Source organism: Halorhabdus amylolytica (assembly GCF_004944975.1).
Taxonomy (GTDB): Archaea; Halobacteriota; Halobacteria; order Halobacteriales; family Haloarculaceae; genus Halorhabdus; species Halorhabdus amylolytica.
Window position 1 is genome coordinate 1 of sequence record NZ_SPQG01000017.1, and the last position, 19007, is coordinate 19007.

The window sequence follows — 19007 nt, forward strand, 5'->3', positions numbered from 1 at the left end:
TCGAACGCGCGATCGAGGGGGCAGACCGCTGAACGCTGGCGTCTAAACAAGGCCGATAAGTTGTATCTGGACCGGACCGACTGTTGAGACTCAGATCTCGTCGGCTCCTTCATCAGATAGAATTTGTCTTCGCTTTGGTATCCGGTTCAATCTCCTGGGAAAATGGGAGCGTATGCATTGAGAAGAGTCGTCTCATCTTCTGGCCAGCCGACAATCTCCTCCCGGCTAGACCACGGGAGGCGGGGACCTAAACCGATGGCCCACGAACGGGTAGTGTGGACCGGCGAACATTCATCGCGTCCGTCGGGACGTCGAGCGTCGTCGCGACCGCCGGATGCACGTCCCACGGTGAAGCGAGGCCGCGGTTCAGAATCGGCGAGAACGGGTTCGAGCGGTTACGAAACGGAGTCTATCGACCGTTTTCCGTTCGGGGCCTCAACCTCGGAATGGCAAAGCCCGGACGGTTCCCCGGCGAGGCGGCGATCACACGCGCGGAGTACGACCGCTGGCTCGCGGCTATTGGGGACGTCGCGAACGTCGTCCGGACCTACACCATCCATCCCCCGGCTTTCTATCGAGCGCTCGCGGCCTACAACGAGGGGACGTCCGATCCGCTGTTGTTGCTCCAGGGGACGTGGGTCCCGACCGGGGACCTTCTGGAAGCTGGCGACGCGACAGAACTGTCGGAAACAGTCGACGCCGAACTGGAGCGGACCGTCGACGTGGTTCACGGACAGACGACGCTTCCGGAACGCCCCGGTCACGCAGCCGGACGCTACGACGCCGACGTGAGCGAGGCCTCACTCGGCTATCTTTTCGGGATCGAGTGGCCGCCGGAAGTCGTCACGGAGACCAACGAACGCGGTGACGAGGGGGACTACGAGGGCACGTACCTGCAGACGCGGGATGGCTCGCCGTTCGAGCGCTGGCTGGCGGGTCGTCTGGAGCGGATCGTCGCTCGAGAGTCCGAAGCGTACGACACCCAGCGACCAGTCTCGTTCGTCAACTGGGTGACGACGGACCCGCTCGAACACCCCTACGAACCGTTCCGGGACGAGGACAGCGCGAGCATCGATCCGGACGCCATCCGATCGACGGACGCCTTCGATGCCGGGACTCTTGGTTCGTATCACGTCTACCCGTACTATCCGGATCTGCTGAACGAGACGCCGGCGTACGTCGAGTACGTCGATCACCGCGGAGACCGGAACAACTACGCCGGATACCTGAACCATCTCGTCGAGGTGACCGATCACCCGGTGCTGGTGGCGGAGTTCGGTGTCCCGAGTTCCCGCGGGATCGCCCATCGGAACGTTCACGGTCGCCACCAGGGCCGTCACACGGAACGAGAACAGGGCGAGATCATCGCTGCGATGTTCGAAGATGTTGTCCAGGCCGGGACTGCTGGTGGGATCGTCTTCTCCTGGCAGAACGAGTGGTTCAAGCGCACGTGGAACCTCGACGCCCGCTCGGTCCCCGGTCGACGCCCGTTCTGGTCGAACGTCGAGACGCCGGAACAGCGCTTCGGTCTGCTGGCTTTCGATCCAGTCGATGGCGTCAGACTCGATGGCTCGCTGAACGGCTGGGAAGACGCGACGAGGATCGAACCGGCCCGGAAAGGGAACGCACGGTCCGAGCGGACGCTCACGAGCCTGCAGGTTACACACGATCTGGAGGGGCTGAACTATCGACTCGAGTTCGAGGATCTTCCGGAACCGATCGACTGGACGAGCATGAACGCACTGGTGACTATCGGACTGACTGGCCGAACGATGACCTTGCCCCTGGGCACGGATGCGGACGTAACGGCGGATTTTGTCGTTCACCTGGCCGGACCCGGGGACTCGCGGCTACTCGTCGATTCGCGATACGACGCTTTCGCCCGGGAGTTCGGGACCGAGGCTGGACTCCCACTCGAGGCATACCGCGATGGGTCCGCCGGATTCGTTCCCGTCCGGGAGCCGATCAACCTGGGGTACACGGTCCCGGCGACTGGCAAAGAGGTCCCTTTCGAGGCCGTCGAGACCGGTCAGTTACGGTATGGCAACGGCAACCCCGACGCGGCGTCTTACGACTCGTTGACGGACGTCCACGTTGATGCGGCGGGCAACGTCGTCGAAGGGCGACTGCCGTGGATCCTGTTGAACGTCGCCGATCCGTCCAGCAAACAGCGGATCGCTACCGACTGGGACGAGGGACTCGACAACGTCGGATTCGACGGGGTGACGATCGGCGCCGCGACGTTCGCCCCGCGATCTGACGGGGATGGACGGGCTGCCGTCACGGACGGGCCGACGAACGTCGTCGATGCAGTTCCGGGCCGGGACGGATCAGTTGTCCGGACGGCTGAATACACGTGGGATCCCTGGGAGAAACCGGCCTACCAAGAGCGACTGAAGGAGTCATACGATATCCTTCGAGAGGAGCTAAGCTGAACGGAGTGCGACGCATTTCTGAGCCGAGATACTGTCAGATATGTGGGTAGAACCACTGTCAGTCACGTCCTGTTCTCAGGCGAATCCCAGCAGGTTCGCCAGCGCGAACCCCAACACAGTTGCGAACGCGAAGTGCAACAGTGTCAGCCCAGCCGTTGCCCGCCTGGAGATACCGTACACCTTCGCGATCGCCATCGCGTCGGCGAGCAGCGTCGTCACGAGGACGACTACCACACCGAGTTCCTGCGAGAGGATCCCCACGCTCTCCATGCCGTATCGACCGAGGAGGATCGAGACGGCCGCGGGGACGGGACCGACGTAGGCGGCCCGCTGGCTAGGCACCTCCCCGAGGAAGAACGTCGCAGCGAGGTGCAACGTGACAGCGTAGAACAGCGAGACAGCCAGGAACACGCCGACGAGGGCAGCGAGTCCCCCGCCGATCGGACCAGTCTGTAGCATCGTCTCGTCCCCGGCCGACCCAATCTGTGACGCAATCGCTCCGAGAGGAATGTTCGGGAGCGACAGGAGACGAAAAGACGCGAGTGAGAGCATATCCGCCCTTCGACGGGGAGCGGTTTGTCGGTTGTTATTCCAGCAGTCCGAGTTCCTCGAGTCGGGAGACGATCTTGTCGACGGCTTCGCGGGCGTCGTCGGGTTCCTTGCCACCGGTGATGACGAGCTTGCCCGAGCCAAAGAGCAGGGCGACCACGTCGGGTTCTTCCAGACGATAGACCAGTCCGGGGAACTGCTCGGGTTCGTACTCGATGTTCTCCAGGCCGAGCCCGATCGCGATGGCGTTGAGGTTGAGATTGCGACCCAGGTCCGCCGACGTGACGATGTTCTGGACGACGATCTCGGGATCCTCGTCCACTTGGATCTCCAGGTCCCGCAGTTTGTCGAAGACGATCCGCAAGCTCTGATGGACGTCGTCGGTGCTCTTCGCGCCGGTACAGACGATCTTCCCCGACCGGAAGATCAGCGCCGCCGACTTGGGATCCTGCGTGCGATAGACGAGGCCGGGGAACTGCTCGGGATCGTAGTCCGCGCCCTCCAGATCCATCGCGACGCTCTGCAGATCGAGCTCCTGACCGATCCCGGTCGAAGCAACCACGTTTTCGATGTTGATCGTTTCCTTGGGGTCAGCCATGATTCGAATAGGAGATCGTATTTAAGTCTTATAAAGGTTGGTATTTAAGATTTATAAGCACCCCAGTATTCGGGGTACAGGCCATTGCAAGGGCGAACGGGCACGAATCGTCTGTCGAACTCCCTCATACGGATTATTGTCGTGATGTACCGGTATCCGTCGACTCCCGGGTCGGTGTCATCCGGAAATAATCTACAATAATCTGTATCAGTCCCTTCGGAGCAACACGTTCAGTTCCCTCGGACACGTCTCTTGCGTGGCGGGCAACCGCCAGAGACAAGCGCCGACGGACACTCGCTACGGGCGTGTACCTGCTGGAACTGGCGGGCACCGACGATGCCTTCGCCGCCTACGAGGCGGGGAGCGCCGTCAGCGACGTCTCCGTCGTCGGTGGTGGCCTGGCGACTGCGGGTGCGATCACCGACCGCGTCTCTCGACTCGCGTTGACCCATCGTGTCAGCGAGCTTGTCGGGATGACTGCACCGACGATCGAGAGCGCCCGTGAACTCCTCGCGGAGACATCGCTCGATCGTACCGGGTCAGTCGCGGTACGGGCACGGGACGTCCGCGGTGCGACGGGTATCAGTACCCAGGCCGTCGAGCGTGAACTCGGCTCGGTGCTCGTCGACGGGGGTTTCAGGGTGGACCTGGAGGATCCGGACCACGAACTCCGGGCTGTCTTCGCCGGGTCGCCGTCCGCCCAACCGGAGGATGCAGTCGAACTCATGTCCCACGGGAAGGAACGCGTCTGTGCGTTGGGATGGCTCCTCGACGAGCCCGACCGGCAATTCACCGAGCGCGCACCGACCGATCGTCCGTTCTTCCAGCCCGGGAGCATGGATCCCACGCTCGCACGCGCGCTGGTTAACGTCGCCGGTGCCCGTCCCGGCGCGACGATCCTCGATCCGATGTGTGGAACGGGCGGGCTATTGATCGAGGCGGGATTGGTCGGGGCCGACGTCCTGGGCGCCGATGCCCTGCCGAAGATGGTGCGGGGGACCCGGGAAAACCTGATCGCGCTCGTCGGAGACAGCTTCGACGTCTGCCGGGGGGACGCGGGACGGCTCCCGTTCCGGGACGAGGCCGTCGACGCGGTCGTCTTCGACGCGCCCTACGGCCGACAGACGAAGATCACCGGGGACGATCTCGCGTCGTTGCTCGCTGACGCGCTCAGGGAGGCACAGCGACTCGCCCCCCGGGCGGTCGTCGTCGGCGATCGCCCGTGGGATAGCGTGGCGACCGATGCCGGCTGGACGGTAGACGCGCACTTCGAACGGCGCGTCCATCGGTCGCTGGACCGGCACGTCCTCGTGCTCGAACGGGAGTGACTGGTCTCCCGTTCTGGCCGGTACTGACGGCTCACCGACCTTCGATGGTTACGTGGTGTTCTGTGACGGCCGTGACTTCCCCGTCGATGGAGGCGTGGTGGGCGTTGCTGATCGCGTCCTCGGCAGGTCGGGCGATCCGATCACCCACCGTCACGTCGTCGCCGGGGGAGACCGTCGGGTTCGCGTAGTCGGCGACGCCCTCGTAGTCGGGGTTGCTCAACAGCGGGATCCGGACTCGATCCGGCTCCAGGCCGGTCGGTTCGTCCTCGAGAGTCCGTCCCTTCCAGGCCTGGGGGCCGAGAATGTTGATGCGGCCGTTGCCGATCCGGTTGTCCTCGGCCAGTGTCTCGTCGATGATCAACAGGCAGTTCGTCCGCTTGGTGACGCCGAACATGTCGGGATCCCGTTCAATCTCGAAACTCCAGCCTGGCCCCCCGTCGGCGAGAATCTCGTGGGAGCCGGGCCCGCCGGGTCGGCCCGCGGCCGCGAGGAGCTCCGTCGCCGGTGTGCCGACAGGTACCCTGAGGAATCGGTGGCGGGGGGTGTCGCCGTCGACGTGGATTAGCTTGTGTGTCACTGGTTTTCCGTCGCCCAGCGCCAGAGCGATATTGTAGAACGTCTCGGTGTTCTGGACGATCCAGCCGTGATCCATCGGCAGGTCACGGCCGATGACGGTGTCCGCCACCGTCCGCAACAGGACGCTCTCCATCCCGTACTCGTAGCGGTCCCCGGTGCAGGCAACAATAATGCCTGTTTCTCCGTCGTCGATCGGTAACTCCTCGGGTTCGTAGACCGTCGCGTCAGTCGCTTCCTCCAGGGCACCGAGCCAGACGCCCCGGTAGTGCTCTTTGGTCCCGATCACGACGCGATCCAGAACCGTCTCCAGGAATGCGTCACAGAACGCAGCTAGCGTTTCGGCGTGTTCCCGTCCGATCCAGCGGTCTTTGACGAAGTCCGGTTCGCTCTCCTGGTGATTGAGCAATAGCCCGTCGACCTCGTCGATGCGCTTCCACTTGGCGTAGGCGGGGAACCCGGCACCGCCGGCCCCGGCTATTCCTGCACGCCTGATGCGATCCACGAGCGGCTGTTCCCCGAGCCCGAACGACGCTCCGTCCACCGGAGCCTGTTGAGTATCTCCACTCATGGGTGTCCCATCGAGGAGTGACATCGACCTGACTGTCCTGATCTGAATTGACTTGTGGCGACCATGGAGACGAGTGAGTCAGTCAAAGGCGGTCGCCCGGGTCTGGATCGATCTGTGGGTCTGGAACGGTTTGCCACACATTGCGCACTCTCCCGGATGTGTCTCGGCCGTAACGATCGCACCGCATTCCGGACACACGTACGTAGCGCGTGTCCTGGCCGTATCGCCCATCGCGTCGTGCGTGTGAGCCATCGTCTACCATATTACGCCCTGCTCGTAAGTATCGATCGTAAACGGAAAAATATGTTATTTATTGATGCGGATCGACCATCCCCACACTGATGGGGCAGGCGGGCTGTGGTCGGTTCGGCGCCGCGATCTGATACCACGGAATAGCAATTTTTATATAGAACCGCAATCGACCATTCATACGAGGATCCAATTATGTCACAGTCTGGACAGCAGCGCATGGGCGGTCAGCCGATGTTTATTCTCAGCGAAGATTCCCAGCGGACACAGGGGAAAGACGCACAGAGTTCGAACATCTCGGCCGGGAAAGCAGTCAGCGAGGCGGTACGAACGACGCTCGGTCCCCGCGGGATGGACAAGATGCTCGTCTCAGACGACGGCGACGTCGTCATCACGAACGACGGTGCGACCATCTTAGACGAGATGGATATCGAGCATCCCGCGGCGAACATGATCGTCGAGGTCGCCGAGACCCAGGAGGAGGAGGTCGGCGACGGGACGACCACTGCCTCGATCCTCACGGGCGAACTGCTCGCAAAGGCCGAGGACTTACTCGACGACGATGTCCACGCGACGACGATCGTCGAGGGGTATCACGAGGCCGCGCGTCTCGCCCGCGAGGCTATCGATGATCTCGTCGTCGACGGTGATCTGGACGACGAGTCGCTGGTCGAGGTTGCCGAGTCCAGCATGACCGGCAAGGGGACCGGCGACGTTGCCGCCGAGGCGCTGGCCGAGACGGTCGTCGAGGCGATCAGGCACGTCCGTGACGGCCGCGTCGAACGCGAAAACATCACGATCCATACGCAGGTTGGATCTTCCTCGAGCGCGACCGAACTCGTCGAGGGTGTCATCGTGGACGAGGAGCCCGTCCACGACAACATGCCCCGGACAGTCGAGGACGCGTCGATCGCCGTCATCGACGGCGACATCGATCTCAAGGAAAGTAACATCGACGCCGAGTACAACGTCAACAGCGTCGACCAGCTCAACGCCGCTATTGAGGCCGAAGAGAATGAACTGCGCGGGTACGCCGACGCACTCGCCGATCTCGGTGTCGACGTCGCGTTCGTCTCCGGCGACGTCGAGGACCGCGTCGCCGCCTACCTCGCGAAGGAAGGCGTACTGGCCTTAGACGGCGTCGACGACCTCGAGGCGATCGCCGGCGCGACCGGCGCGAGCCGGGTCGCCTCTGTCGAGGATCTCGAAACCGACGAATTCGGTGAGGCAGAATCGATAAGCGTTCGCGCCTACGGTGAGGAGGACCTCACCTTCGTCGAGGGCGGCGCGGCCGCCGAGGCCGTGACGGTCTTCGCCCGCGGCGGAACCGAGCACGTCGTCGACGAACTCGAACGCGCCATTATGGACGCACTGGACGTCGTCACCGCCGCCCTCGAGCGTGGCGGTGTCGTCCCCGGTGCGGGCGCCACCGAGGTCGCCGTCGCCGACTACGTCCGTTCGCACGCTGCGACTATCGAAGGCCGCAAGCAACTGGCCGTCGAGGCCTTCGCCGACGCTGTCGACGTGGTCCCGCGGACGCTCGCGACGAACACGGGCATGGATCCGATCGACGCGTTGGTCGACCTCCGGTCGGCCTACGAGGACGACGACCTCTCGGGCGTCATCAGTGAGGGCCAGACCGGCGTCATTGCCGATCCCCTCGAACACGGCGTGATCGACCCCGCTGCCGTCAAACACGAGGCCGTCGAGTCCGCCACCGAGGCCGCGACGATGATCGTCCGCATCGACGACGTCATCGCCGCGAGCTAAGTCGACGCAGGCTCCCGTTCTAACGGACGGCCGCGTTTGCTTTCGAAATCTTTCGGAGAGTGCTCCCTCTTGATACGGATTGCTCTCAGCCATTCCACATCGACCGCCCCCCAGTCAGGCGGTCGTAGTGAAAAACAGTGATACGGATTATTGTCGATTATTTCCGGATGACGCCGACCCGGGGGTCGACGGATACCGGTACATCACGACAATAATCCGTATGAGAGCAATCCGTATGAGGGGTCTCCCGGTCGACTCATGATCCTGGCTTCGTTACGCGCGAACGTGCCATCCAGTCGTCCGTTCGCCCTCGCTACGGTCGCAGGAGGCTTCGTCGCACTCGTCCACGCGAGTCTCACGTGGCCCCTCGCGGCGACGCTTGCCATCTTCGGCGGCGGAGCCGTCGCCGCGTTCGTCGCGGAAGCAATCGTCATCGCCCGCGACCACCTCGAACACTACATCGGTCCGACACTGCTGGGTGTGCCTGTCTACGTCCTCTTTGGCTGGACTGGCGTCGTCTACGTCGCGTTCCGTCTCGCGCTGCTTGTCGTCGACGGCCTCCCGGCCGTCGCCGTCGCCGCCGCACTGGCGACCACCTACGACCTGCTCACCGATCACAGGGGAGTTGCGGCGGGGTACTGGACCTACACTGATGACCTGCCGGGACCGCGATTCCATGGCGTTCCGTGGTGGAATTACGTCGGCTGGATGGTGATCAGCTCGATCACGGCGGCCCTAGCGTCACCGTTTCTCTGAAGTTGCGAGGAGCGGATCCAGGGAGGGACACGGCCTCGCCGCTCGGTTCGACTTGCCCCCAGGGATGACGCTCACGGACTTCGATATCGAGCTGTCGCGTCGACGACGGTTTCACCCGAGAGTCTTCCGACGACCAGCTCATTTGCTGACCGTGGTGCAACGACTGACAGCGAGCCCGCATCTGATCGGTTGCCCCTTCCGTCTGTGAGCCGCGACGAACGTGTCGTCGTCCTCTCTCCAGGCCCGGTCCACGCGATGTTTCCCAGCACAGATTGTCGCCTTCGCCACTACTTTGGTAGAGGATCTCTCTCATACTAATGGGAGTGAGTTAAAACGTCCAAATATGGCAATGGACTGTTTGTTAATGTGCACGTGTAATCGAATTATTTCTGAATAAATTGAACTCAGGGGAGGGGTGAACGAGTATGACCGAGAACGTTTCGACGGGGATCACCGGACTGGACCGACGGCTCGACGGCGGACTCCAGCCCGGTAGCCTCCTGGCAGTCGTGGCGCCGCCGGATAGCCAGAGTGAGCGGCTGTTGCACGTCCTCATGGGGGAACGGCCGTCGCTGTATCTCTCGACGTTACGTCCCGCAGCAGCGATCGAGGATCACCTCGATCGTGCCAACGGAGGAATCGACGCCGTGGACGTCAGGTACGTCGGAAACCACGCGAGCATGGACAACGAATTCGTCGCGGAGATGACCGGTGATCGATCGTATGCGATGTCACTCGACGACTCCCGGGCACCGTTCGATGCCGTTTACGAGGAGATACGGACGGTCGACAGTCAATCGAACGTGATCGTGGATCCGGCGACGCCACTGGAAGAGAGCGACCGGAGCGGGACGTACCAGACCGTGCTGAACCAGCTCAAGGAACGAGCCCTGGCTACCGACAGCGTGGGGGTGCTCCACTGTATTGAACACGATCGTACCCCGCCACTCCGGGAGATGACGCTTAACGTAGCAGACGCCGTCTGGCGGTTCGACCTCGTCTCGGGGTCGGATGGGATCGAGTACCGTTTGCGGATCCCCAAGAACCGTAGCGGAGCAGTCATCGACGAAGAGATAAAGATCCTGTTCGGGCACGAGGTCTCCATCGACGACAGCCGGACCATCTGACGGGGTCGTCCTCACGTCCAGCGCAGCCGAACCCGCGAGCCCGTCGAGACGCTGAACCGTTCGTCACCTCGGTCCTGATTGACCGCGAGTTCGACGTTGCCGTGACTACCGACCGTGACGAGTCGGTTGTCGGTGTCCACCCCGGCGTAGGTCCGCTGGGCGGGCGCCCAGACGCCGTTGACCGTCACCGCCTCGCCGAAGTGATCGGCCAGTATCTCTCCCGGTACGTTCGTGATCGCGTTGCCGAAATCGTCGACGACCAACACCTCGCCGTCGACGCCACCCTCGCGGATCGTCGGGTCGGGAAACGTCACGTCCTCGTATTCCTCGACTGGAGTGAATCGCTCTTCCGCCTCGACGGTCTCCCGGCCGGTCTCCTGGACGGTCGCCGCGGCCGGCGCGAACACGTCACGGCCGTGGAAGGTAACACTCTCCGGGTCGTCGTAGGCGTACTCGAAGACTTCGATCTCACCGTGTTCGTCCGCGTCGTCGGCAAGTGTCCGCGCGGCGGGGAACAGGACGCCGTTGTCGGGGCCCACGAGGACGTGTCCGCCGGCACGGACGGCGAGCGCCGCCCGTTCGGTCCCCACGCCGGGGTCGACCACGACGAGGTGGACGGCGGGCGGGAAGTACGGCAGGACTTCCCGGAGCCAGAAGGCGGCCGCCCGGATGTCCTGGCGGGGGAACTCGTGGGAGACGTCGATCAGTCGTGCGTCGGTCCGGCTGGCGAGGACGCCCTTCATCGCCGCCGGGTACGGCGACCCGAAGTCGGAACTGAGCGTGATCATCGCTGCGCTGTAGGCGGGCGACGGCAAAAGGCTCGGGGTCGGGGCCACACGGGTCTCTCGATACCGGCGTCAAGCACTTGGGCTTCCGTCGTTGTCGGCTTCCCAGCGTTCGACCACGTCCGACTGGGAGATGGTCCGAAGGCGTTCGACGCCGCTGCACTCCTCGATTACTTCGACGACGGCGTCGGGAACGCGGTCGCGCCACTGGTCACCCTCGATGATGCGTTCGCGGATCTCACTGCCCTCCAGTCGTTCGCGATCGAACATCCGCGACTGCCGTACCTCGATGCCGGCCTCCTCGAACAGCTGGATCACCAGGGGGTTGTTCGAGTACGCCAGATCGAAGTTCGGACACATGCTCTGGACGTGACTCACCCACACAGAGTGCCGTTCGAGATCCTCGATGGGGACGACGTAAGCCGGGAGATCGAACTCGGCGACGGCCTTGTTGACCATCATGATGCGCTCGCCGGCGGTGAAGGGATCGTGGACGGTGTGGGAGTCGCCCGCGCTCCCGATGCCGAGGACGAGTTCGTCGATTTCCCCGTCGGTCGCGATGCGTTCGACCATCGTGTGGTGGCCGTTGTGATAGGGCTGGAAGCGACCGATGTAGAACCCGCGGGTCATACCCGAGTACAGGCGACGGTTTTTCATAAACCCGGCGGGTCGAGCCGTGGCGGATTGACACAGCCTGTACCGTCGCTGTCCGTCGGTTTTAGCCGTCAGGCAAACCGCGTCGTGAGGAGAAAGTATATGAATCGACAGCACTTGGCTTTCGATGACTAACCCGTTCAAAATGAGCGAGAACATCGATACCGACGAACCGCCGCCCGACGACGAGGACCCGTCCTCGGAGCCTCCGGCGTCCGGGACTGAAGGATCGCCGCAGGCAGATGTCGACTCGGCGACCGAGTCTCCGACCGAGGGGGACGAGGAGGTCGACGAACTCGGCAGCGACGTCACGCTCGACGACGAGGAGGTGATCGTCGCCGACGACGAGGAGGACATGCTCGGCGGGCTGGACGTCGAGACCACCGAGGACATCGAGGTGCCCGACCGGCTGGTCGATCAGGTCATCGGCCAGGACCACGCCCGGGATATCGTCAAGAAGGCGGCCAAACAGCGTCGGCACGTCATGATGATCGGCTCGCCCGGCACGGGCAAGTCGATGCTCGCGAAGGCGATGAGCCAGTTACTTCCGCGGGAGGACCTCCAGGACGTTCTTGTCTACCACAATCCGGACGACGGCAACGAACCGAAAGTCCGGACCGTCCCGGCGGGAAAGGGTGAACAGATCGTCGACGCCCACAAGGAAGAGGCCCGCAAGCGCAACCAGATGCGATCGTTCCTGATGTGGATCATCATCGCGGTCGTCATCGGTTATTCGCTGTTCCTGGCCGGACAGGTCCTGCTTGGCATCCTCGCTGCGGGGGTCATCTACCTGGCCTTCCGCTACGGTGCCCGCGGGAGCGATTCGATGATCCCGAACCTCCTGATCAACAACGCCGAGAAACAGACAGCGCCCTTCGAGGAGGCGACGGGTGCCCACGCCGGCGCGCTGCTGGGCGACGTTCGCCACGACCCGTTCCAGTCCGGCGGCATGGAGACGCCCAGCCACGACCGCGTCGAGGCCGGCGCGATCCACAAGGCTAACAAGGGCGTGCTGTTCGTCGACGAGATCAACACGCTGGACATCCGCTCCCAGCAGAAGCTGATGACGGCCATCCAGGAGGGCGAGTTCTCCATCACTGGACAGAGCGAACGCTCTTCCGGCGCGATGGTCCAGACCGAACCCGTCCCGACGGACTTCATCATGGTCGCTGCGGGTAATCTCGACGCGATGGAGAACATGCACCCCGCACTCCGTGACCGCATCCGTGGCTACGGGTACGAGGTGTACATGGACGACACCATCGACGACGAGCCGGAGATGCGCCGGAAGTACGCTCGTTTCGTCGCCCAGGAGGTCGAGAAGGACGGCCGCCTGCCACACTTCACCGAGGAGGCGGTCGAGGAGGTCATCCTCGAGGCGCGACGGCGCGCCGGCCGAAAGGAACACCTCACGCTGAAGCTGCGGAACCTCGGTGGACTCGTCCGCGTGGCGGGCGACATCGCCCGCGCCGCCGACAAGGAGTACACCGAACGGGAGGATGTCCTCCAGGCCAAGGAGCGTTCCCGCTCGATCGAGCAGCAACTCGCGGACAACTACATCGAGCGCCGCAAGGACTACGAACTCACCGTCAACGAGGGCGACGCAGTCGGTCGCGTCAACGGCCTCGCCGTGATGGGCGAGGATTCGGGGATCGTCATGCCCGTCATGGCCGAGGTCGCCCCTTCTCAGGGTCCGGGTGAGGTCATCGCGACCGGGAAACTCCAGGAGATCGCCCAGGAGGCCGTCCAGAACGTCTCTGCGATCATCAAGAAGTTCTCCGACGAGGACATAAGCGAGAAGGACATCCACATCCAGTTCGTCCAGTCCTACGAGGGCGTCGAGGGAGACTCCGCCTCGGTGACGGTCGCGACAGCCGTCATCTCCGCGTTGGAGAACATCCCGGTCGAGCAGAACCTCGCGATGACCGGCTCGCTGTCGGTCCGTGGTGACGTCCTCCCGGTCGGCGGCGTCACCCACAAGATCGAGGCCGCAGCCAAGACTGGCCTTGACAAGGTGATCATTCCGAAGGCCAACGAGCAGGACGTGATGATCGAGGACGAGTACAAAGACCAGATCGAGATTATCCCCGTGAGTCACCTCTCGGAAGTGCTGGAGGTCGCTCTCGCCGGCGAGCCCGAGAAAGACAGTCTGGTCGATCGCTTGAAATCGATCACGGGCAGCGCCCTGGAGACGAAAGTCGGGCGCGGCTCCCCGAGCCCGCAGTAACCGTGACCCGGTGGGCCGGCTTCGTCGGCCTGACCGCGCTGTTGATCTCCGTTTTGCTGTTGCTGACGCGCGCCACCGAGCGGATGGTCGAGTCCGATTCGCGGATTCAGACGGAAAACAGGACGTCGAGGACTACCGAATCGATAGAGCAGATACCATCCGTCGACTCGTCCGGTCGGTCGTCGCCCGTGGATTCGACACTATCGACGTCCGGCGACTCGGGTCGTCCACCATCGTCCTCCGATTCGACCGCAGCGTCTGTATCCGTCGAGGGGATCGACAGCCCGTCCGTCGACGGGTCGTCGTTCGATCCCGAGACGTCTCTGACTGCGAGTCCGGAGTCCACTGCTTCGTCCGGAGAGGGGTCCCTCTCGACGGGGGCGCTCGTGGTCAACATCGCGCTCACCCAGGGGCTGGTCGCGATCGTCGTGTTAGTCGGCGCGTGGTACTTCGACGTCCCGCTCCGGGCGCTCGGTATCGCCGGCGACTCCCCGATCGTGGCGGTCGCGACGGGACTCGCTCTTGGCCTCGTCCTCTGGCTGGCTAGCGAGGTCACGACGGCGTTGAGCGAGGCGGCCGGGTTCGGCGCCGACGAGGGGCTCCGGAGACTGTTGGCTCCCGGGACGACCGGCGGCTGGATCGCCCTGTTGGGGTTCGCCCTGCCGATCGTCGCCGTGAGCGAGGAGTTACTCTTCCGGGCAGCGGCGATCGGCGTTCCTGCGACCGGGTCGGGGACCTCTCCGTGGGCGCTTTCGATCGTCTCCTCGGTCGCGTTCGGGTTCTGTCACGGGATTCAGGGGCGAGCCGGTGTGCTCGTCACAGGCGTTCTCGGGTTCGTGCTGGCCGCAGCGTACGTCTACACCGGTAGTCTGCTGGTCGTGATCGTCGCTCACTACGTCCTCAATGCGACGGAGTTTCTCGTCCACGAAGGGCTGGGTGTCGATCCGATCGGAACCTAACCCAGCCCCTCGATCGAGCGTAACTGCTGTTCGACGGCTGGGGGCGCACCGCTTGGACCGTCCCTGACGCGATGGTCGGGGACGAACAACGGGACCGGGTTCTCCGCCAGGGCCGTCCGAACGAGTGAAACGTCCTCCTCGCGTTCGGGGTCGAGTCCGGGCGTCATCCGCGTGAGTTGTTCGACGTTGATCTCCTCCCCGTAGGGGACTGATCGGAGCGTCTCCAGAACCTCACGGCGGTCGGTCGCCATCGTCAGTCCCACTTCGACGGACGCGAAGTCGATCTCCGCACCCTCGAAGTACGCCGTGATTTCCTCGAACAACGGAGATTCGTCGTCGGCATCCTCCGGCGTCGAGTCGGGAAAGGAGACGTCGATCACGCGGCCGCTCGCAATCCCGAGTTGGACGGCCCGATTCAGAAACGCCACCTCGAGAGCGACGATGCCGGACGTCTCGTCCATACGGGTGTCGACGGGCGACGTGGTCTTGAATATTCGTCCTCACGACTGGCGATCGGGGACGCTGTCGGCGTCGATCGCCGGGTGTACGCCGGTCGATCGGGCCAGTTCGTCCAGACGCGGCGCGTCCACCAGCGTGAGTCCACGAAGCATCGCCACCTCGAAGGCTGACGGGTCGACTGGATCGGTGGTCACCAGTACCGGCGTGGGGTCGTCCTCGTACTCTTTCGCTACGCCTTCGAGTCGATGAACGCCCCTGGCCCCGAGGGGCACTTCCTGAGAGCGAACGGACAGGATCATCGGACGCGCTTCGTCCGGCCGTCTGGCGATAATGTCGGCCTCACTGTCCTCGATCCGATCAGTCGACCATCCGAGGACCCTCCAGACCTCGACGACTGTGTCGAGTACCTGTTCGCCGTCGAGGGTTCGCAAGTAGTCCACGTACCGATCGGGACCTGCCCCGCGTTCGGATGTCGTGACCGGTGGATCCCTCCCGTCGATCCCGGACCGGTCCGTCGCCTCGGATATACCGTGAGCCTCACGAAGTGCCACGTTCTCGGCGGTTCCACCCCCGTTCTCGGACCTGGGGGTGGGTTCGTCCTTTTCGGCGGTACTGTTATCGCCGCCCCTGCCAGCGGTGCCAGCGCTTTTCGGATCATCGTCCGTGTCTCCGTTACCTTCATTGGCTTTGTCGTCGGATCGCTCGATATCCGTCCCCCTCCCACTGTCGTCGTCGGTTCTCTCTTCGTCGCCGGTCTGTTCTTCACTATCCTCGTCGTCGGTTCTCTCTTCCCCGTCAGTCTCCTTTTCACTGTCTCTGTCGTCGGTTCTCTCTTCGTCGCCGGTCTGTTCTTCACTATCCTCGTCGTCGACCTTCACGTCCTCGTCAGTCTCCGCTCTGGCGCCACTGTTCTCGACATTCGCGTCTTCGGGATCGTGTTGTCCTCCGTCCGAGAGAGAGTCCATCCGGGACTCGACATCCCCGAGTCGATTCCGGATATCCTCGAGTTCCGCCGGTGCGAGTTTCTGCGCCGTCGAGATCGCCGCTTCGAGATGATCGACGGCGTCGCCGTAAGCGGCCCGAGCCTCTTCGATCTGATTCTCGCCGGCGAGCCGGTGCGCGTCCCGAAACCGCCGATCGGCCGCCTGTCGGCGTGCGCCCAACAATCCCGCGACGGCGGCTTCGAGGCGTTCCCGGATCGTATCGCTCTCGCCGTCGAACCGGGACTGCTTGCGTCCCCAGTCCAGTTCGAGTACCGTCCGGAATCCCTCGTAGGCGTCCCACCAGCGATCGATCGCCGTTTCCGGATCGTCGGCCCGTTCGGCGGCCCGTTCGAGTGCGAGTGCTCGACGGAGCGGTGCTTCGCCGAGCCGTTCGCAGTTCCGATCGATCGCGGCGAGGTCCTCGCATACGGGCCTTGCCGTCCGTCCGGGACAATCCCGTTCTAAGAACGATTCGAGCCGTTCGCGCGCACGTTCATATTCGTCGGCCGCCCGTTCGTAGGCCCCCTGGCGCCAGTGTTGCTCGGCCCGCTCGACGCGTGACCGGGCGCGGTCGCGAACCAATTCCCGTCGCTCTCCGAGACATTCCTCGCGGATCGATTCGAGCCGTCGTTCCATCGCTGGGACCGTGTCGTCGAACTCCCTTTGGACGGTCCGGGCATCAGAGAGCGCCGATTCGGCCCGCTCACAGGCCGCCTCGGCGGCCGCGAAGTCCCCGTCGACCCGGGCGGTCCCGGCGGAATCGAGCGTCTTCCTGGCAGTGGAGAGATGGGTTTCGAACCGGTTCCAGGCGTCGGCCGCCGTCTCCAGATACTCTTGCACTTTCTCGGCGTCGATTCTCGCAGGATAGAGATGCCAGCCGTCCCCGCTTTCTGTCCGGAGCGTTACTCGCGATCGACGGAATCCCGTGGTTACACTGACCTCCCTGAGCGCGTCGAACGGGATCTCGAACGACCGGTCGCCGTCGTCGTCCCCGACGACGATCACCGCTCGTCGACCTGTGAGCGCAACGAGTACTCGGTAGCCCGATCCGGGGGCGTGGACCGTCTCCTCGCTACCCACGTCGTGGACGACACCTTGATGGCCGCTAGCAAAGACTATTCGTGGTCGTTCGGCGCTTTCGAGATACGTTTTCAGCGGTCGATCGGCGAGGTAGCCGTCCCGAAGCACTCCGCCACTTCCGGTCTCCGTCAGGAGCGCTTCGTCGACGAGCCCCTGGCCGTCGAATGTCATGAGTTGTCATTGCCTGTGGAGTATAAAGGTTCTACCGGGGCGGTTTCGCTCGCTGAAGACGTCGGTCACGCGGTATCGATATCGGGTTGTCGGCCGACCGACAGACGCCTGTCTGACAGGTATTTACGTGGTCCTTGCCGGAATACGTGAGTGATGCCCCGGCTGGTACTGTCGCTTCCGACGGAACTCGGTCCCGGACGGACGCCACGGTCGCAACGAGCTTTCCGGACCGATTCGAGGACGGACTACCGCTCGCACCATCAGCCCGGTCTCGAGGAGATGTCCGACGATCGGCCGCTGATCGAGCGGTGGCTTTCCTGCTGGGTCGACGGGACGGAACGACGGTAGAAGGGCCAGTCAACGGCGGCGAACGGGTGACGTTTTCGACCGACGGTGGCTCATACGGATTATTATAGTGATGTACCGGTATCCGTCGACCCCCGGGTCGGCGTCATCCGGAAATAATCGACAATAATCCGTATCAGTTCTCGGTCAGACGCGCGGCGATTCGCTGGGCACCGATCGTCGCCGCCAGGTCCGGTTCGTCGGGTGCGATCGCCTCGACGTCACGGTTGAGTGCTTCGCTCGCTCGCTCGGCGAATTCGTCGACAATGCCCGGGATGCAGGCCATCCCGCCGGTGAGCACGATAGGCTGGTCGAGGGCGAGCTGATAGACCTTCATGTGGTCGTTGGCGAGTTCGGGCAGGAACGTGTTGGCGAACTCCTCGACGACCTCGTCGAGGTACTCGTCGACGGCATCCATGACCGAACGCTCGATCGTGAACTCGTGGGCGCCGCCGCCGGGCTGTTGTATCACGTCCGTGAACGGCTCGAAGTTCTGGAAGTCGGCGTGTTGTTCCTTGTACTCGCGGGCGGTCTGGGTATCGACGTTGACCCGGCCCTGGGTCTCGGCCTCGACGTAGTTGGCGATCCGACGGTCGACCTCGTTGCCCGTGACGGCACCGGTCGTGAAGGGGGCGAGTTGTTCGCCGCGTCGGTAGGCCGAGGCTTCGAGGTTCGTCGACCCCATGTTCACCGCCAGAAAGATCTCGTTGATCGCCTCGAGACCGTCGCCGAACGCGGGGATGGCGCCACATAGCGACTCGGGATAGCTCTGGATGAAGTGTTCGCCGATCCCGCTGTCCTCGACGACCGACTGGAGGTTAGCCAACCCACGTTCGTTCTCGATCGTCGGGATGGCGTAGACGACGCCGCTGTTTTCGGGGACGTCGTTGGCCTCGATGACCGACTGGAAAAATCGCCGCGTGAGATCCGCGCCCTTCTCGTCTTCGGGGAGACCCGAGCGTAGCGTGAACTGGACGCGGTCGGGATACTGTTCGGCGGCCTCCTCGCCGAAGATGACCTGCTCCTGGCCGGTGATGGCGTCCTCATAGGTCGCCAGACAGGTCAGCGTCCGGACAGTCTCTAGATCGTCGCCGTCGCCCGGCATCGCGATGACTGTCCTGGTGGAGCCGAGTTTCACGCCGACTGGAACCGGATCTCCGGACGCTTCCGTGTCCCCCCCGTTATCCGTCTCGGCGCCGGTCGACTCTTCGGCGGGTTCCTCGGTCGTGGCGGCCTCCTCCTCGTCGGGCGCTGGTTCGCTCTCGTCGTCTGTTTCAGCGTCGTCGACACTCATACGGTGGCGGCTTGTCTCCCCGGCAGTATATAACTACGTGTCGAAAATTCAGTCCTGATATCGACGGACTTCGACGGGATGGACGACCACAATC

Annotated in this window: 18 protein-coding genes; 8 read left to right on the forward strand and 10 right to left on the reverse strand. The window is 63.6% G+C overall.

Annotated features, from left to right (window positions below; all coding sequences use genetic code 11):
• Positions 1–446 precede the first annotated feature (446 nt).
• Positions 447–2435: a hypothetical protein gene (locus tag E3374_RS15375; RefSeq protein WP_136689837.1), complete on the forward strand. Its 1989-nt coding sequence runs from the start codon at positions 447–449 to the stop codon at positions 2433–2435.
• Between the two features lie 75 nt (positions 2436–2510).
• Here E3374_RS15375 and E3374_RS15380 read toward each other — a convergent pair whose 3' ends face one another.
• On the reverse strand, positions 2511–2894 hold the full coding sequence (locus tag E3374_RS15380) for a DUF7473 family protein (RefSeq protein ID WP_136689838.1): 384 nt from the start codon (positions 2892–2894) through the stop codon (positions 2511–2513).
• A gap of 127 nt (positions 2895–3021) precedes the next feature.
• Positions 3022–3582: a TATA-box-binding protein gene (locus E3374_RS15385; RefSeq protein ID WP_136689839.1), complete on the reverse strand. Its 561-nt coding sequence runs from the start codon at positions 3580–3582 to the stop codon at positions 3022–3024.
• Between the two features lie 305 nt (positions 3583–3887).
• Here E3374_RS15385 and E3374_RS15390 point away from each other — a divergent pair, with 305 nt between their 5' ends.
• On the forward strand, positions 3888–4910 hold the full coding sequence (locus E3374_RS15390; RefSeq protein ID WP_136689840.1) for a methyltransferase domain-containing protein: 1023 nt from the start codon (positions 3888–3890) through the stop codon (positions 4908–4910).
• A gap of 31 nt (positions 4911–4941) precedes the next feature.
• Here E3374_RS15390 and E3374_RS15395 read toward each other — a convergent pair whose 3' ends face one another.
• Both E3374_RS15395 and E3374_RS17915 read right to left on the reverse strand, forming a co-directional pair.
• Complete coding sequence (locus tag E3374_RS15395) at positions 4942–6078, reverse strand: hypothetical protein (protein WP_211194993.1); 1137 nt, start codon at positions 6076–6078, stop codon at positions 4942–4944.
• A 54-nt stretch (positions 6079–6132) separates the two neighbouring features.
• A complete protein-coding gene (locus tag E3374_RS17915; protein WP_136689841.1) occupies positions 6133–6306 on the reverse strand; it encodes a rubrerythrin-like domain-containing protein in 174 nt (57 codons plus the stop codon).
• 216 nt (positions 6307–6522) lie between these two features.
• Between E3374_RS17915 and thsA the strand changes: the two genes are divergently transcribed.
• From thsA to E3374_RS15415, 3 genes are all read left to right on the forward strand, one after another.
• Entirely contained in the window at positions 6523–8073 is a 1551-nt protein-coding gene (gene thsA, locus E3374_RS15405; RefSeq protein WP_136689894.1) for a thermosome subunit alpha, read from the forward strand.
• A gap of 285 nt (positions 8074–8358) precedes the next feature.
• A complete protein-coding gene (locus E3374_RS15410) occupies positions 8359–8829 on the forward strand; it encodes a carotenoid biosynthesis protein (protein ID WP_136689842.1) in 471 nt (156 codons plus the stop codon).
• Between the two features lie 425 nt (positions 8830–9254).
• Complete coding sequence (locus tag E3374_RS15415; protein ID WP_136689843.1) at positions 9255–9956, forward strand: RAD55 family ATPase; 702 nt, start codon at positions 9255–9257, stop codon at positions 9954–9956.
• Positions 9957–9967: 11 nt separating this feature from the next.
• On the opposite strand, the gene E3374_RS15420 is transcribed toward E3374_RS15415, so the two are convergent.
• Together E3374_RS15420 and E3374_RS15425 are read right to left on the reverse strand one after the other, a co-directional pair.
• Complete coding sequence (locus tag E3374_RS15420) at positions 9968–10744, reverse strand: SAM hydrolase/SAM-dependent halogenase family protein (protein WP_136689844.1); 777 nt, start codon at positions 10742–10744, stop codon at positions 9968–9970.
• A 69-nt stretch (positions 10745–10813) separates the two neighbouring features.
• Positions 10814–11371 carry a nicotinamide-nucleotide adenylyltransferase gene (locus E3374_RS15425; RefSeq protein ID WP_136689845.1) on the reverse strand — a complete coding sequence of 186 codons (558 nt, stop codon included), beginning with the start codon at positions 11369–11371 and terminating at the stop codon, positions 10814–10816.
• 169 nt (positions 11372–11540) lie between these two features.
• On the opposite strand from E3374_RS15425, the gene lonB reads away from it, so the two are divergent.
• Entirely contained in the window at positions 11541–13622 is a 2082-nt protein-coding gene (gene lonB, locus E3374_RS15430) for an ATP-dependent protease LonB (protein ID WP_136689846.1), read from the forward strand.
• A gap of 106 nt (positions 13623–13728) precedes the next feature.
• On the opposite strand, the gene E3374_RS17780 is transcribed toward lonB, so the two are convergent.
• Positions 13729–14019 (reverse strand): hypothetical protein, encoded by a 291-nt coding sequence (locus E3374_RS17780; RefSeq protein WP_248299507.1) that lies wholly within the window; start codon positions 14017–14019, stop codon positions 13729–13731.
• Here E3374_RS17780 and E3374_RS15435 point away from each other — a divergent pair.
• Entirely contained in the window at positions 14009–14581 is a 573-nt protein-coding gene (locus E3374_RS15435; RefSeq protein ID WP_248299508.1) for a CPBP family intramembrane glutamic endopeptidase, read from the forward strand. The genes E3374_RS17780 and E3374_RS15435 overlap by 11 nt on opposite strands.
• Here the strand turns inward: E3374_RS15435 and E3374_RS15440 are convergent.
• Both E3374_RS15440 and E3374_RS15445 read right to left on the reverse strand, forming a co-directional pair.
• The gene (locus tag E3374_RS15440; protein ID WP_136689847.1) at positions 14578–15042 is read right to left on the reverse strand and encodes an MGMT family protein; all 465 of its coding nucleotides are present in this window, start codon (positions 15040–15042) and stop codon (positions 14578–14580) included. The genes E3374_RS15435 and E3374_RS15440 overlap by 4 nt on opposite strands.
• A gap of 39 nt (positions 15043–15081) precedes the next feature.
• Positions 15082–17274, reverse strand: coding sequence for a restriction endonuclease (locus tag E3374_RS15445; RefSeq protein WP_136689848.1), 2193 nt, complete (start codon positions 17272–17274; stop codon positions 15082–15084).
• A 153-nt stretch (positions 17275–17427) separates the two neighbouring features.
• Between E3374_RS15445 and E3374_RS15450 the strand changes: the two genes are divergently transcribed.
• On the forward strand, positions 17428–17622 hold the full coding sequence (locus E3374_RS15450; protein ID WP_136689849.1) for a hypothetical protein: 195 nt from the start codon (positions 17428–17430) through the stop codon (positions 17620–17622).
• A gap of 133 nt (positions 17623–17755) precedes the next feature.
• On the opposite strand, the gene E3374_RS15455 is transcribed toward E3374_RS15450, so the two are convergent.
• Positions 17756–18913 carry an acetate and sugar kinases/Hsc70/actin family protein gene (locus E3374_RS15455; RefSeq protein ID WP_136689850.1) on the reverse strand — a complete coding sequence of 386 codons (1158 nt, stop codon included), beginning with the start codon at positions 18911–18913 and terminating at the stop codon, positions 17756–17758.
• Positions 18914–19007 lie beyond the last annotated feature (94 nt).

Coding starts and splice junctions, on each gene's coding strand:
- E3374_RS15375 (WP_136689837.1), top strand. CDS start 447: ATGGCAAAGCCCGGACGGTTCCCCGGCGAGGCGGCGATCACACGCGCG.
- E3374_RS15385 (WP_136689839.1), bottom strand. CDS start 3,582: ATGGCTGACCCCAAGGAAACGATCAACATCGAAAACGTGGTTGCTTCG.
- E3374_RS15445 (WP_136689848.1), bottom strand. CDS start 17,274: ATGACATTCGACGGCCAGGGGCTCGTCGACGAAGCGCTCCTGACGGAG.
- E3374_RS15425 (WP_136689845.1), bottom strand. CDS start 11,371: ATGACCCGCGGGTTCTACATCGGTCGCTTCCAGCCCTATCACAACGGC.
- E3374_RS15395 (WP_211194993.1), bottom strand. CDS start 6,078: ATGTCACTCCTCGATGGGACACCCATGAGTGGAGATACTCAACAGGCT.
- E3374_RS15455 (WP_136689850.1), bottom strand. CDS start 18,913: ATGAGTGTCGACGACGCTGAAACAGACGACGAGAGCGAACCAGCGCCC.
- E3374_RS15450 (WP_136689849.1), top strand. CDS start 17,428: ATGCCCCGGCTGGTACTGTCGCTTCCGACGGAACTCGGTCCCGGACGG.
- E3374_RS15440 (WP_136689847.1), bottom strand. CDS start 15,042: ATGGACGAGACGTCCGGCATCGTCGCTCTCGAGGTGGCGTTTCTGAAT.
- E3374_RS15415 (WP_136689843.1), top strand. CDS start 9,255: ATGACCGAGAACGTTTCGACGGGGATCACCGGACTGGACCGACGGCTC.
- thsA (WP_136689894.1), top strand. CDS start 6,523: ATGGGCGGTCAGCCGATGTTTATTCTCAGCGAAGATTCCCAGCGGACA.
- lonB (WP_136689846.1), top strand. CDS start 11,541: ATGAGCGAGAACATCGATACCGACGAACCGCCGCCCGACGACGAGGAC.
- E3374_RS15420 (WP_136689844.1), bottom strand. CDS start 10,744: ATGATCACGCTCAGTTCCGACTTCGGGTCGCCGTACCCGGCGGCGATG.
- E3374_RS15380 (WP_136689838.1), bottom strand. CDS start 2,894: ATGCTACAGACTGGTCCGATCGGCGGGGGACTCGCTGCCCTCGTCGGC.
- E3374_RS17915 (WP_136689841.1), bottom strand. CDS start 6,306: ATGGCTCACACGCACGACGCGATGGGCGATACGGCCAGGACACGCGCT.
- E3374_RS17780 (WP_248299507.1), bottom strand. CDS start 14,019: ATGTTGACCACGAGCGCCCCCGTCGAGAGGGACCCCTCTCCGGACGAA.